The organism is Leptolyngbya sp. GB1-A1 (assembly GCF_039962475.1).
Taxonomy (GTDB): domain Bacteria; phylum Cyanobacteriota; class Cyanobacteriia; order Elainellales; family Elainellaceae; genus Leptolyngbya_A.
Map to the genome: position 1 here is coordinate 147,024 of NZ_JAMPLI010000010.1, position 12,846 is coordinate 159,869.

General features: G+C 51.2%; 13 protein-coding genes and 3 pseudogenes. 11 read left to right on the forward strand and 5 right to left on the reverse strand.

The window, feature by feature from the left end; all coding sequences use genetic code 11:
- Window positions 1–46: 46 nt before the first annotated feature.
- The 3 genes from NDI45_RS12935 to NDI45_RS12945 are packed head-to-tail and all read left to right on the forward strand — an operon-like array spanning window position 47 to window position 3,390.
- The gene (locus NDI45_RS12935) at window positions 47–292 is read left to right on the forward strand and encodes a hypothetical protein (protein ID WP_348247578.1); all 246 of its coding nucleotides are present in this window, start codon (window positions 47–49) and stop codon (window positions 290–292) included.
- 39 nt (window positions 293–331) lie between these two features.
- Window positions 332–628 (forward strand): trypco2 family protein, encoded by a 297-nt coding sequence (locus NDI45_RS12940; RefSeq protein ID WP_348247579.1) that lies wholly within the window; start codon window positions 332–334, stop codon window positions 626–628.
- 17 nt (window positions 629–645) lie between these two features.
- Complete coding sequence (locus tag NDI45_RS12945) at window positions 646–3,390, forward strand: tetratricopeptide repeat protein (RefSeq protein ID WP_348247580.1); 2,745 nt, start codon at window positions 646–648, stop codon at window positions 3,388–3,390.
- Window positions 3,391–3,679: 289 nt separating this feature from the next.
- Here the strand turns inward: NDI45_RS12945 and NDI45_RS12950 are convergent, their stop codons facing one another.
- Window positions 3,680–4,564, reverse strand: coding sequence for a tyrosine-type recombinase/integrase (locus tag NDI45_RS12950; RefSeq protein WP_348247581.1), 885 nt, complete (start codon window positions 4,562–4,564; stop codon window positions 3,680–3,682).
- A gap of 168 nt (window positions 4,565–4,732) precedes the next feature.
- Here NDI45_RS12950 and NDI45_RS12955 point away from each other — a divergent pair, with 168 nt between their 5' ends.
- Both NDI45_RS12955 and NDI45_RS12960 read left to right on the forward strand, forming a co-directional pair.
- Window positions 4,733–5,269: a hypothetical protein gene (locus NDI45_RS12955; protein ID WP_348247582.1), complete on the forward strand. Its 537-nt coding sequence runs from the start codon at window positions 4,733–4,735 to the stop codon at window positions 5,267–5,269.
- Window positions 5,266–5,766: a hypothetical protein gene (locus tag NDI45_RS12960; protein ID WP_348247583.1), complete on the forward strand. Its 501-nt coding sequence runs from the start codon at window positions 5,266–5,268 to the stop codon at window positions 5,764–5,766. Before NDI45_RS12955 ends, NDI45_RS12960 begins: the two co-directional genes overlap by 4 nt.
- A 770-nt stretch (window positions 5,767–6,536) precedes the next feature.
- Here the strand turns inward: NDI45_RS12960 and NDI45_RS12965 are convergent.
- Window positions 6,537–7,229 carry a thermonuclease family protein gene (locus tag NDI45_RS12965; protein ID WP_348247584.1) on the reverse strand — a complete coding sequence of 231 codons (693 nt, stop codon included), beginning with the start codon at window positions 7,227–7,229 and terminating at the stop codon, window positions 6,537–6,539.
- A gap of 146 nt (window positions 7,230–7,375) precedes the next feature.
- Here NDI45_RS12965 and NDI45_RS12970 point away from each other — a divergent pair.
- The 4 genes and pseudogenes from NDI45_RS12970 to NDI45_RS12985 form a co-directional block, all read left to right on the forward strand.
- A pseudogene (locus tag NDI45_RS12970) lies at window positions 7,376–7,477 on the forward strand (integrase); the annotation flags it as partial.
- Between the two features lie 150 nt (window positions 7,478–7,627).
- On the forward strand, window positions 7,628–8,341 hold the full coding sequence (locus NDI45_RS12975; RefSeq protein ID WP_348247585.1) for a hypothetical protein: 714 nt from the start codon (window positions 7,628–7,630) through the stop codon (window positions 8,339–8,341).
- Entirely contained in the window at window positions 8,334–9,164 is an 831-nt protein-coding gene (locus tag NDI45_RS12980; RefSeq protein WP_348247586.1) for a pentapeptide repeat-containing protein, read from the forward strand. Before NDI45_RS12975 ends, NDI45_RS12980 begins: the two co-directional genes overlap by 8 nt.
- Before the next feature lie 65 nt (window positions 9,165–9,229).
- Complete coding sequence (locus NDI45_RS12985; protein ID WP_348247587.1) at window positions 9,230–9,370, forward strand: hypothetical protein; 141 nt, start codon at window positions 9,230–9,232, stop codon at window positions 9,368–9,370.
- 490 nt (window positions 9,371–9,860) lie between these two features.
- Here NDI45_RS12985 and NDI45_RS12990 read toward each other — a convergent pair whose 3' ends face one another.
- From NDI45_RS12990 to NDI45_RS13000, 3 genes and pseudogenes are all read right to left on the reverse strand, one after another.
- On the reverse strand, window positions 9,861–10,151 hold the full coding sequence (locus NDI45_RS12990; RefSeq protein WP_348247588.1) for a hypothetical protein: 291 nt from the start codon (window positions 10,149–10,151) through the stop codon (window positions 9,861–9,863).
- An 81-nt stretch (window positions 10,152–10,232) separates the two neighbouring features.
- Window positions 10,233–10,478 carry a hypothetical protein gene (locus tag NDI45_RS12995; RefSeq protein WP_348247589.1) on the reverse strand — a complete coding sequence of 82 codons (246 nt, stop codon included), beginning with the start codon at window positions 10,476–10,478 and terminating at the stop codon, window positions 10,233–10,235.
- A 473-nt stretch (window positions 10,479–10,951) separates the two neighbouring features.
- Window positions 10,952–11,287 (reverse strand): annotated as a pseudogene (locus NDI45_RS13000) (magnesium chelatase domain-containing protein); the annotation flags it as partial.
- Between the two features lie 953 nt (window positions 11,288–12,240).
- On the opposite strand from NDI45_RS13000, the gene NDI45_RS13005 reads away from it, so the two are divergent.
- Window positions 12,241–12,591 (forward strand): histidine triad nucleotide-binding protein, encoded by a 351-nt coding sequence (locus NDI45_RS13005; protein WP_190791031.1) that lies wholly within the window; start codon window positions 12,241–12,243, stop codon window positions 12,589–12,591.
- 146 nt (window positions 12,592–12,737) lie between these two features.
- Window positions 12,738–12,846 (forward strand): annotated as a pseudogene (locus tag NDI45_RS13010) (photosystem II q(b) protein); the annotation flags it as partial.

Below are 12,846 nucleotides of genomic sequence, written 5' to 3' on the forward strand. Positions count from 1 at the left end.
GATACGATTCAACATTTTCTCGCTCCATGGAAAGGCTCGCAGGGAAATGAGCGAGCCAACTATCATCCAGTTTTTTCATAGCGATCGCGACGTTACTACAAAGTTTGCCGACTTCTACAAAGAAGGTCATATCCGGATTGAGGTAAAGCAGGGTAGCGATACATCCGGTAAGGGTACGGCAAAGCGGGGAACGGAGACTTATCGCAAGGCGATGGAGAAGGCTTTTTTCCAGGCGCGAGCGTATGTCATCCTAGCTGCTGCCTTGCAAGACATCGAAAAGCGTCGCTCTTAAGATAGGGGTAGTCGAAAAAGTCAAGTGAGGAGTGGAGGAATGGAGCGGATTGCGTTGAAAGATTCGATCGCGGCACTGCGAGCAGAGTTGATTGAGTCGATTATGGCCGCGCAGGGAGAGAAGTTGCGCTTTGAGGTGGGTGAAGTGACGATGGAGTTCCAGGTTGAAGTGGAACAAAGCGTGGATGGCAAAGGCGGCATCCGGTTCTGGGTGGTCGAGATGGGTGCAGGCGCAGCGAGTAAAGATAAGGCGATTCATAAAGTAACCGTGCCGCTCAAGCCGGTGCGCGCAGATGGCAAACCTGTTTTAACGGGCAGTGACGATACCCCAGAATAAAGCACCCCTTATTTCTCATGGCAATTCAGCAGTTTGAGCCAGGGCGGTCGATCGAGATCATGTCTCCTGCCTACGGAAGTGGATATCGGATTGGGGGACGATTAGTGCTGACGGCAGCTCACCTGGTTGCAGAGGTGGGGGCTGCTTGTCGGGTGCGATCGAAGCAGCCCTTGCAGTCCTTTAGTGAAGTCCAAGCCAAAGTTGCCTGGAAAGCCCAGGGATGGGATATTGCTCTGATTGAGTTGCCGGAGGACATTGACCCTTGTGAAGCGGTTGTATTGGGGCGATTGCCTCAATCGAGTGCGGGAGAGACGATCGGCTTTCAGATGTACGGCTATCCCAGATGGGCAAGGACACAGCGAGAGGGGGATAAAACAGCGGCAGGGGGACGGCAGATTGAAGGCGTGATTTATTTGGCGGACACCTCCCCCGATGGCTTGCTCGTCTTAGAAGCCCAACGGTTGCCTCCAGAAGGCGTATCGAGTTCCAGTTCTGATTGGTCAGGGGCATCGGGTGGAGCGGTTGTATGTGCGGGGTGCGTTGTTGCAGTCCAGAGTCAACACCAGAATCCCCAGCGACCTGCTTCCTTAGAAGCCGCTTCCTTAGTCCGAGTCGAGGACGACGAGCAATGGCGTAAAGTGCTGCAACAGCATGGTATCCGGCCAGAACTACAGCTTGTCCAACTTGACAATCGCCTTTCCCCAAAAATTCCTGCTCCTTACTTTTATCCCCGTGATCTGGGTTCCAGTACCTTTGTGGGGCGGGAAGCGGAGCTAGAGGAATTACATGAACGATTGGAGACGACTTCACAAGTTGGGATTGTCGCAGCAACCGGCATGGGCGGGATTGGGAAAACCCAGTTGGCCTGGCAATATGTCCACCAATATCAGTCGCACTATCCTGCTGGTATTTGGTGGATGTCTGCTGCCACACTGGTGGGAGAGGTGCTGACCTACGGGACACGGATGCAATTGCCCCCAGCGCCAGATCATTTGGAGACGGATGCCGCACGGGTGCAGTGGTACTACGATCGCTGGCTAGAAGCGGTTCCGCAGGGTAAACGCCTGCTCGTTTGGGATGATGTCAGTGACTATAGGCAAGTGCGATCGCTCCTGCCGCAGGATGGGCAGTCTCGGGTCTTACTCACAACACGGGCAAAGCTCGGTTCCCCTGTACAGCGGCTAGAGCTAGGGGTTTTGCAGCCTGAAGCCGCCCTTGAACTGCTGCGGCGATTAGTCGGGGATGACGATCGGCTTGCGGCAGAACAAGAAGCGGCTCAGTCCTTATGTGAGTGGCTCGGATATTTGCCCTTAGGAATTGAATTGGTAGGGCGACATCTAGCCGGTTGCCCCACTCTAAGCCTCTCGAACTTACTCAGCCGACTCGAAACGCAGCGATTACAGGCAAAGGCAGTGTGTCAAGTGGCTGAAGAAATGCCGTACCGTGACAACCTGGAGGCCGCGTTCAAGTTGAGCTGGAAATTATTAGATAAGCAGACTCAGCAATTCGGCTGCTTGTTGAGTGTCTTTGCCCTTGCACCCATCAAGCCAGCGTGGACGGTGGCAAGTTTGCCTGAATGGGACGACGAGAACATAGAATCAGCGGCAGAGGTACTGCTGCGATGGTCACTGGTCTCTGTAGAAGAAGGACAGTATTTGCTCCACACGCTGATTCGGGAATTTTTGGCTCAGAAGCTAAAGGACGAATTGGCAGTAGAAGCCGAGGGACTCCAACGTGGCATGGCATTCGCACTGGTGGAAGAGGCAAAGACAGTAGAGCCGACGGTGACGTTAGCAGCGTTAGCAAGGGTGCAGAGTGCGATTCCCCATTGGCAGGTGGTGGCAACAGGGCTAACTGCCTTGCTAGAAGGGATAGACGTGCTGTGGTCATTTATTGCATTAGGACGAGTCGCGGCGGGACAAAACCGCTGGCAGGAAGCAGAGCGGTGGTACAAAGAGTGTGTGGCGGTAAGTGAGCAGCAATTTGGGGCAAGTCATCCCGACACTGCCACAGCTCTAAACAATCTGGCATTGTTGTACAAGTCGATGGGACGGTACGAGGAAGCAGAGCCTTTGTATGAGCGGTCCTTGGCCATTCGGGAGCGGGAGTTAGGGCCCAGTCATCCCGACACTGCCACAGCTCTAAACAATCTGGCATTGTTGTACGAGGCGATGGGACGGTACGAGGAAGCAGAGCCTTTGTATGAGCGGTCCTTGGCCATTTATGAGCGGGAGTTAGGGCCCAGTTATCCACACACTGCTTCGGCTCTAAACAACCTGGCAGGGTTGTACAAGGCGATGGGACGGTACGGGGAAGCAGAGCCTTTGTATGAGCGGTCCTTGGCCATTCGGGAGCGGAAGTTAGGGCCCAGTCATCCTGACACTGCTTCGGCTCTAAACAATCTGGCAGGGTTGTACAAGGCGATGGGACGGTACGGGGAAGCAGAGCCTTTGTATGAGCGGTCCTTGGCCATTCGGGAGCGGGAGTTAGGGCCCAGTCATCCTGACACTGCTTCGGCTCTAAACAATCTGGCAGGGTTGTACTATTCGATGGGACGGTACGGGGAAGCAGAGCTGTTTTACATTAGAGCGATCGCAATTTTAGTAGAAGCTTTAGGAGAATCCCATCCTAATACCCAGCAAGTAAGAGAGAATTTCCTGACTTTTGTAAGGTGGGTGATAGATGAGGGACGAGTCGAGGAACTATCGAGCCATCCGATGACTCAGGCAACGATTCAATCACTGGGAGAATCCCAGTCATAAGTTGATATTCTTCAGGAGAAAGGGAAACCGAGGAAGTCCCCTGTTTGTAGCGTTATATTAGATCCCGTCTGCAAGCGATCAATCTGTTCATTCTCGGTCAATCATGCGGTCAAACTTCAGCAAGTTTCGCATTAGCAGGACGGCTGTAAAGTCGGTGCCGAAGTGATTATCGTGTAGAGGTAGACCAACAACATTAGTTCCCCAGCAACAAACCGATAAACGTAGAGGACGGTCACGAGGACGAGGCATTCATCTGCGATCGGGAGAAAGAGCAACTGGCGATCGGCTCCTACACCTTCACAAAATCCCCCAACCGTTGCCCTGGCAGGATATGAGCGTATTTCGTTGTCGTAGCAAGCGAGCTATGCCCCAAAGACTGCTGCACCAATTGCGGAGCCGCGCCATTGTTCAGGGCATGACTGGCGATCGAATGCCTCAGCCAATGGCAGCTCACCTCATCGGGCAGACCCGCCGCAACGGTAGCCGCTTTAATAACCCGGTGAACGTCTACAGGACTCAAAGCTTTCCCAGTACGCGAAGCAAACACCGGCTCACCCGCAGCCCCCCGATCGGCATTGAGCAGATCCCAGAGCGCAGGCGACGCCCCAACCCGGCGCGACTTTCCACCCTTGCCATAGACCGAAATTTCACCCGCCTTCAAATGCTTCCAGCGCAGCCCGCACAATTCACTCACGCGCAGCCCTGCCTCATACATCAGCCTCAGCATCAATCGATCGCGCCCAGGTGCAGCCGCATCGAGCAACGCCACCACCTGTTCCTCACTCAAAATCCTTTCCTGCAAAGTATCCGGCGGAGCCGCTAACGTGAACCGCTTGCCGATGGGCGATCGACGGATGGGGGAATCATCTTGTTCTGTCACCCAGCCAAGAAACGCCTTCAAGATATTCAGATGTTTTACTCGCGTGGTATGAGCGCAGTCAAGCTCATCCAACCATGACCTGATATCACGCAACCCGATCGCCCCCAGTTCCCGATCGTCGATCGCCTCAAAAAATTGATGCAGCGTGTTCGAGTAGGACAGAGCCGTTTTGCCGGTGTAATTGTCGAGGAATCGATCGCCCCAGTCTTGCAGCGTATTCACGGATTGAATGTAATAGTAGGGCTCTACTATTATCCTCTGAAATCGCTGAAATGCCCATTCTGCCGTTGTCAAGCTTCAGGTTGATATCAACTCCAATGCTTGATAAGCAGCTGATATCAATCAGCCATTCCAAAAACACCAAAAAACTAGCCGAATCGCCCAACTGATAAGGAGAATTGATAGTAGTACGTTTATATTGACCAACGGGGGGAAATGTCGAAAATTAGTCAGTCATCCAAAATGATCAGGGTCAGCAATGAAATTATTGAACTGGTTCCGCAGCTAAACCGACTGGCAAGGGAAGGCAAGCCGATCGCTGGTGCCCTCCAAGATCTAATCGATCGTCTTACCCAGGACGTACCCGCCGAACCTGTTGGTACCCCACACGCCGAACTGGACAGCCGCAGCAGTGCCGCACCAGACCCCGGATTAGCCGCCGTTATGGAGCGGTTATGGCAGATGGAGCAAGCCATTCTCGATCGCATTGAGGTACACCAGGCAACACCCGCAGGCTTGGCACTGCTGGATGAGCTGATCGATCGCCTCGATAGCATGATCGATATGCCAAAAATGTGCCGGATCCGGCTCAACAGCAGGCTTTTTGATGACTTTCCGCTTGAGAGTCACGATCGCCGGGAAGTATTGCGAGTTCCGACGAACAAGGATTACGACCTTCAGGAGAAGTGGCTCCCAGTTCTACAGGCAAAATTGCAGCCCCACGCAGACAGACCCGACCAACCAGTCTCCCTGATTTACCTGGATAAGCAGACGAAATGAGAAAGCTAGATGACATAACCCGCCAGCGGCTTGAAAGAGCGTACCTGGCAGCACCCGAAACGACGCAAAAGGTGATCGTCCAGCGTCTTGCTGCCGAATTTGATATCAGCATTTCCACAATCCGCAGGTATGCCGCGTCGGGCAACTGGGACGCAATTCGAGAGGGAAAGGGATCTGTTGTCAAAGCAGCAGTGGAGCAGGCAACAGCCGCTCGCCCGACTCTAAGCGAGGTTGTATTAAATGGAGCCCTGCTACGGTTTGACGATTTGCTGATTGCTTCGATCGACGCCCTCGCGCAGGACGTAACTGAGCTGCCCAGCAAATCGAGGGAAAGCGCAGCAACGGCATTGGCGAAATTGCTGGAGTTGTATCGCCGCTATCACCCCATGACGATCGATGAGGCGATCGATGTGATTCTTGCAATTCCAGGCTTTGATCCGCAGGCGTTCGCCCAGAAACTACGTGAACGGTATCAACCGCGCACTGAGCAAAGCTGATTAATGCTCAATGCAAGCAGAGAAGATGGGCTGAACACCGCTCTCAGCCTCGATTCTTCGCTGCCCTGCTGTTCAATAGGGATGTTCAATCAGCACGACCCGCTCAGGCAGCAGTCGGAGGGCGATTGCCAGCTTCTGACAATAAATTCCGGTACTTACCTAAAGAGTGACTGAGCACTGTACCTGATAGTTTTATCCCTACTCAAACTCCGAACCTCAGCATAAACTCGAATTGTGGAGCCAAAATTATTGAACAAGGGAACGCTTGCTTCCTGGGAGTAGGAACCAGGACGAAAGACAACCGATAGATATTTCGTGGGGGACTGCCTAGGGAGCGAATAGAAGGAATTAATTCTGATCCTGCCCCCTTTGACTGTACCACTGGCACTTGCAGTCGAGAATAAGGCACCTGGCGCAACATCGACTCTGAAAAAATCTACTTGATCGTTACGATCGAGTGTGCCCCTAAAGCCAACTCTAGCTGAAGAAGCATTGGCTCTTATTCTGCCTAGAAACTTGGCAGTACCGAATGAATTATCGCTAGCTCGTAAGGATTTTGATAGCGATGGAGCAGACGAGGCGAAGAACGAGGACTGAGGGAAATTAGGGAAAAACGCTTTATTCAACATAGACGCTGACCCTTGTAGCAAGGGGAAGGGGGCTGTCGTGAACGTTGTTTAAGGGTCTCGCGCAATGCCAGGAGCAGCATCTAGCAAAAGTCGAATCTCTAAGCCGGGTGCACTTACAAAACTTGTGCCAATACCCCAAGGCTACCGTCCCTCACACACGCGCCCATCTCCGTCCCGATCGAGCCGGAAGGGATCTCCAGGGAAAAAATTGAAAACCCGCTGTGCCTCTGCTTGCGATGCAAAATCACCACAATCGCAGTCCAAATTAACGCAGGGAGGGAAGTTTGCAGCCGGTTGCGCCGGAGCCGATCGCCCAGAACTTGAGGGAGCCGGTCGCTGCCCTTGTCGCCAGTCCCAGGGCATTACAGGATTCGCTTGCGCCCAAAAATTTCGACGTGCAGCCTTCGCCTGATTCTCTGCTGCTATCAGCTCGTTGCGGGAGTTGGGGCAGTTGCTCAGGAATTGCTGATACACCACGGCATACCCCTCCTGCACCAGCTGCAAATTCACCGATCGCCCATTCGCGAATACCACGCCGACCGTGCGACCGTAACGATCAGCATCAACCGGAATCACTTGGACAGCTTGCCCTTGTGGTAGGAGCTGGCGCAAGCGATTGGCTGCCGCTTCCCCTCCAGGCTGGGAGGCTTCAGGTGAGTCAATGCAGGCGAGACGGATAGTTATAGTTTGCCCGTTCTGATTGACGCGCAGAGTGTCTCCGTCCCCGGTTGAGACGATCGTGCCGGAAACAGGTTGAGCGATCGCACCAGGCGCAACCAGGTTAAGGGTGAGGGCAGTGACAGAAAGGAGAGCAGGAAAGGGCGATCGAAGCATTAGATTGAAACAGAGTATGCAGCTTACTTCAAAATACCCAACAGCAAAACCGGACGATCATCAGGGTAACCAGAGCGAAAATAATCTATGCGAGAAACCTGAAGCAGCACCAGGCAAAGAGCAATTGCGATTCAGTCGCACTACGACTCCATGTGGTTCAGGCTTCACTAGGGCACAGCAATCCAGCAACTACCGGACGTTACCTCCATGCGCGTCCTGGCGATGGATCTGGTAGATATTTGGGATAGTTCATCAATTGAATAGCGTTCAAACATCTCGACAAATCCAGATGAAATGATGACAATTGAGGATTAATTAGCCTCACAGCCTCGAAACCTACCCTGATGGATCTAATTTCCCAGCCCCGTGTAGAGAACAACTTCCCTGATTGTGTAGTAATGAAGCTTCATCTGAATGCAGGAGCGGAGGCTTCTCAAGCACCATCTCTACTGAGCATGTTGGGAAGGATATTGGGAAAGACACAGGCAAAGGCTTCCTTAAAAGAAATGAATCTTAGCCTCACGATCACTTTTGGCGAGCAAGAAATAGAGCCCTCAGGACTAAAAAGGCTAGGAGGGCAGGTCGCATTTGGAGTAAGGAAGGGGCAGCTTCGGCTTATTCTCAACAATTGCAAATTGCCAATCGAGAAGACTCCCTCCCAAAATCCATTGCCAGAATCGATCGATGTAGAACGGCAAAAGACTAAAGGGAATGAAATTCAAGCAGAAGCAGGTTTAGACAGCCGAAAAATTGGAGCTAAGGCGAGTGAGGGATTATCTGAGAAGACTACTACAAGAGTCTTCCAAATTAAGAAAAAAGGTGATGATGGTACACCTGCCTGGGTCTTTGAAACCTACAGCGATAACATCTTAGAAGGAACACTTCAAGAAAGGTTACTAGGCGTTCTCCATATAGCAGAGCACCCCTGCGAGATGACCGCTACCTTTACAGTACGCGGTGAGGACATTCGTATCACTTGGGGGAAACTGGGACTAGTTAATGATATTCATCGCAATAAGCTTGCTGTGATTGAACGAGCGATCGCTCTTCGATGTATTAAATCAATGGTTGAATCTACTCCTATCTGTCAAGGGAGGTGGAGACATGGCTGAACCTGCTTCCTTTGAAGAACTTGAGCAGGCTATCGGTAGTGTTCTTGATGCTAAAACAACTGACTTTTTCGAGTTGGCTGAGATGTTGGGGCTAGACCCTAAGCAAGATTTTGCTGGAGCCGATCTGTCTGGAGCTGATTTCCTTAGGGGCGATTTGGCGGGTGCCAGTTTTGTTGAGACCAACCTGTGTGGTGCTAACTTTGCTTATGCCAATTTGAAAGAAGCAAACCTTACGAATGCTGATTTAGGTATTTTACCCTCCAGCTATCTAGCACGTACTAAAGAACTCAATCACCTAATTACCAGCGAGATCGCCACCACCCGCGCCCGCGATCTCGCCTTCACCCTCGCCCGTGACATCGCCACCACCCGCGACCTTGCCAGCGCCAGCGCCAGCGCCAGCGCCAGCGCCTTCACCCTTGCCCGCGACATCGCCTTTGACATCGCCCGCGACCTTGACCGCGACCTCGACATCGCCTTCGCCCGCGACCGCGCCTTCGACCGCGCCTTCACCCTCGCCTTCGACATCGCCTTCGCCCGCGACCGCGCCTTCGACCTCGCCTTCGACATCGCCTTCGCCCGCGACCGTGCCTTCGCCCGCACCCATGTCTATGACCTCATCCGTACTATCGGAGGTGGAGCAAACTTCTACAAAGCAAATCTCTCTGGAGTAATGCTTAACGGAGCCAATGTTGAGGGAGCAGTTATGATTGGCTGTACAGGTTTATCGGACTCCGAAATTGCTGATTTAAAGAGGAGAGGGGCTATTTTCGATCGCCGGGAGGGCGATCGATCAGAGGTTCACGAACCAATTCCTAGATGAGCCTTTTTTAGATTAGCTGCGGCTTAGCCACGCATGCCGCTCGACGAACAGAGGCGCACCGATCCTTGTGGTTCAAGCAGTTTGGGGCACTCCAGCCAGCAACTACCAGGCGATCGTCCTATAAAACAATTAGCCCCAACCAAATCGGTCAGGGCTTTTTTCTATATGCCAGCCTAAATATCGTGCGGCTGGCGTTTTTCGTATGAACTAATCATCCTGCCTTCTGGGTTGTAGGGCTAGTCGGAAAGCTCCCCATTTTTTTGGGTACAGTCCCGCAGGAATAAATACTTAGCACGTTGAGCTTCAAGCTGCGATCGCCTTCTTAGCAAGCATCTGCGGCGGCAGTTAACAATCGCCCAAGCATACTCCAGAAATGCTCCACCTAACGCCCCCTTGAATCTGCGCTTTTTTCTGCTTTCTTGCACTTTTTTCTGCATTGTTGAACGATCGCAATATGCCAAAGGTGCAAAACGCAAAGCTTTGTAGAGTCGGGATTCTGGCGATCTGGCTGATACCAAATGATTACCTTTTGTTCAGTTCGTTTTGCGATGTAACACTTTACACCTTTTTTATGTTGCATCTGTAAAGTGTTACATCTGCAAAGTATAACGACCCTTAGACCACCAAGCGAAAAACGCAAAGGCTCGTAGGGTGGCCGTTCCAGCAATCATTAAGGTACTTGTGTGGTACTTTCATCTAGTTCGTTTCTTCCTCAAAATCGGCAGTGCGGAAAAAATCTGCCCATTCCGAATCGATCGTTGCGTAGTCTATCTCTGGCACTCGCAAGCCATGCAGGCTGATGCCTAGCGAACGGGCAAGACTGCGTTCCAGTTTTGCTAACTGAGTATGCTCGCCAGTTTTCAGTGAATTCTGGCTCGATCGCCGCTTCCCTTGTCGAGTTCTCGGACCCGTCGATCGTTTCCAGGGTCTAACCTGCTGAATCAGTTCGGATTGCTTCTGACGGGCTTCTGTTGTCCAGCGTGGCATCGAAGTTTGAGAGATAACGTTTAAGGGAGTTTTTTCGCCTGTTCTTCGCCCTACGAAAATAAAGCGAAAAACGCTAGGGGTTCAGCCGATCGCGCATCTGCTCTCGCCGCACAGTAGAAGCTTGATGTTGTAACGCTTCTGGCTAATTCGATTAATTAAACTGATGCACTCTAACCTGAGGGACTCTGGCTCGTTCATGCTGTCGCTGCCTCCATTACGGTTAGGTCTGCGATCGGCTTCAGCATCAATTACCTGCCTAAATCTTTTTAGTTGTAGTGTACTACCCATGATCGTGCGGACAGCTTTTTTGAAGGTTTTACTTCTCATTCTGCAACTCCATGCTTTCATCGAGGCTACCTGACGCTTAACTGCTGAACTGCTCAACGTTCCATCAACGGCAGCCTGGCACTCAGATTGCCGTTGTTCAGATGCTTATTCTCATATTGGAACAGAAAAGACTTTTCCTGAGACTATTGTATGCTGTCTCACTTGCTGGGTAGCGTGGGCGACGGGGCTGTATTTGCCCACTCACCCCTACTGCTCTCTCCACCCTCGCTACATGAACAGGCGAAAACAACTCCACCAAACAAGCTTGGTTTTGCAAAGGTAAGGCAACTGGTAAGGCAAAGTAAGGCAGTTGTAAGGCAGTTTCAAAAGTGCCTTACCAGCTCAGGGCATTGCTACACAAGGCTTTCAAGTATGAGGTAAGGCAGGTAAGGCAGTTTTAATCAAAAATTGAAATAAAAAAAAAAGTAGGAATATAGCTATTTTTTTTTGCTGTGTCCATGTAATGTATATGTATCAAGTGACACTTCCCCCAGAAACAGATGGTCAGACAAAACTGCCGGGCTCACCTGCTCTGAAGCCGCTAAAATGCCCACACTGATCGGCAAGTCGAAACTCGGACCTTCCTTTCGCAAATCGGCAGGAGTCAGGTTGATTACAATCTTTCGCATGGGAACGGTATAGCCCGCATTTTTCAAAGCAGCTTTGACCCGTTCCCGGCTTTCCTGAACGGCAGTATCCGGCAGTCCCACCACCACGATTCCGGGCAGCCCCCCTGCCACATCCACCTCAACGCCCACCTTCACTGCGTCGATCCCAACCAGCGATGCACTCCAGACTCTAGCCAGCATAATGTTTTTCCGCGACTGCTCCGGTGGCGGTTGTCAAGCGCAACTTCTCAGGAGACGCAAAACCGTTTCCCACCCTAGAGAAATAAAATATTTCAGGTAGAATGCCCAAAATCCGAAAGATTGCACCAGTGCAGCAAGAGCAATGACTGATGAGCCGGGTCACAGATGTTCTTCTCATCCTTGACCTTAAGGAAATGTTTGAGGGAAGGAAATGCTTGAGGGAGATTTTGAGCTTGCAATTTCCCCCGTGCTACAAAACATCAATACCTGGCTTCGAGAAAATAGTAAAAGACTGCTTGACAATTAATCTGAGCAGATGATCTACGCACGTTACTCGTGACGGCAAACGATGCAAGCTTGTGTTTATGGAGGAGCATTCGATGACTTGAACATCGATCGGTTTAACAAAGTTGTAAAAGCACTATCACAACGTGTCAAAAAACCGTTCAACTCCTGATCCGTTCAACTCCTAATCATAGAAGAACAGCAAGCCCATTTCACTATGGATAGGCTCGGGATAGGCTCAAAGAGGATTGAAATGCGATCGTCAAGCTTCGAGTAACTTGTTGAGATGAGCGTTGCCCTGCACAAAGGACGGCGAGTGCCTGAACGACTGGATACAAGTCCCTGAGCCCTCAGTAATGCTGTCGCTATGGCTATTGTGCCTGCCGCCATACAGCTTGCTTGCCTTTCCTCTCAAAGTCCATTGCTGTTAACAGCATCCTTGAGCGATCGCCTTTAAAACTAAACGGTTTAAACCTGATAAAAAAGCTCCCAAACCTTACAGTCAGGAAGCTTCAAGCACTCATCGAACATTTAGACGATTTAAGAGCAGTAGCCGTTGCAAAGCACTTTCCCTTCAAGTAATCGCGTCAAAGCAATGCCGCAAACTGCTCTTACCCCTTAGAATGACAGCAAATCCCATGATGTGAGATTTAATTTTGTAAAGCTCTATGACGGAAACTTCTGACACGATTTTTAGCAAGATTATTCGTCGCGAAATCCCTGCGGAGATTGTCTATGAAGATAATCTTTGCCTTGCTTTCAAAGACGTTAATCCTCAAGCCCCCGTTCATGTTCTGGTAATTCCTAAGGAGCCGATCGCAAAACTATCGGATGCAGAATCTCAAAACCACGCACTAATGGGTCATTTGCTGCTGACGGTAAAGCGAGTCGCTGACCAGATGGGGTTAACGAACGGCTATCGCGTGGTGATTAATACAGGAGAGGATGGCGGACAAACCGTTTACCATCTGCATCTGCACCTGCTTGGGGGTCGTCCATTGGGTTGGCCCCCCGGTTGAGCCAGCGTCATACTCTAGGTCGGTTTTAGGAGTGGGATGAGAAAAATTCACCGCTCGCTTTACAAATTGAAATATTTTCCTTAATATTTGATTAGAGGCAATTCAACTTGCTTCATTGCGAATAAACAATAGCACTCATCGAAAATATGACGACTACCTTACAGCGTCGCGACTCCGCGAACCTGTGGGAGCAGTTCTGCACCTGGATCACCTCCACCGACAACCGCCTCTACATCGGCTGGTTCGGCGTCCTCA

Bases quoted from the DNA above. Each gene is read 5' to 3' on its own strand.
- NDI45_RS12935 (WP_348247578.1), top strand. From the start codon at position 47: ATGAGCGAGCCAACTATCATCCAGTTTTTTCATAGCGATCGCGACGTT.
- NDI45_RS12940 (WP_348247579.1), top strand. From the start codon at position 332: ATGGAGCGGATTGCGTTGAAAGATTCGATCGCGGCACTGCGAGCAGAG.
- NDI45_RS12945 (WP_348247580.1), top strand. From the start codon at position 646: ATGGCAATTCAGCAGTTTGAGCCAGGGCGGTCGATCGAGATCATGTCT.
- NDI45_RS12955 (WP_348247582.1), top strand. From the start codon at position 4,733: ATGATCAGGGTCAGCAATGAAATTATTGAACTGGTTCCGCAGCTAAAC.
- NDI45_RS12960 (WP_348247583.1), top strand. From the start codon at position 5,266: ATGAGAAAGCTAGATGACATAACCCGCCAGCGGCTTGAAAGAGCGTAC.
- NDI45_RS12965 (WP_348247584.1), bottom strand. From the start codon at position 7,229: ATGCTTCGATCGCCCTTTCCTGCTCTCCTTTCTGTCACTGCCCTCACC.
- NDI45_RS12975 (WP_348247585.1), top strand. From the start codon at position 7,628: ATGAAGCTTCATCTGAATGCAGGAGCGGAGGCTTCTCAAGCACCATCT.
- NDI45_RS12980 (WP_348247586.1), top strand. From the start codon at position 8,334: ATGGCTGAACCTGCTTCCTTTGAAGAACTTGAGCAGGCTATCGGTAGT.
- NDI45_RS12990 (WP_348247588.1), bottom strand. From the start codon at position 10,151: ATGCCACGCTGGACAACAGAAGCCCGTCAGAAGCAATCCGAACTGATT.
- NDI45_RS12995 (WP_348247589.1), bottom strand. From the start codon at position 10,478: ATGAGAAGTAAAACCTTCAAAAAAGCTGTCCGCACGATCATGGGTAGT.
- NDI45_RS13005 (WP_190791031.1), top strand. From the start codon at position 12,241: ATGACGGAAACTTCTGACACGATTTTTAGCAAGATTATTCGTCGCGAA.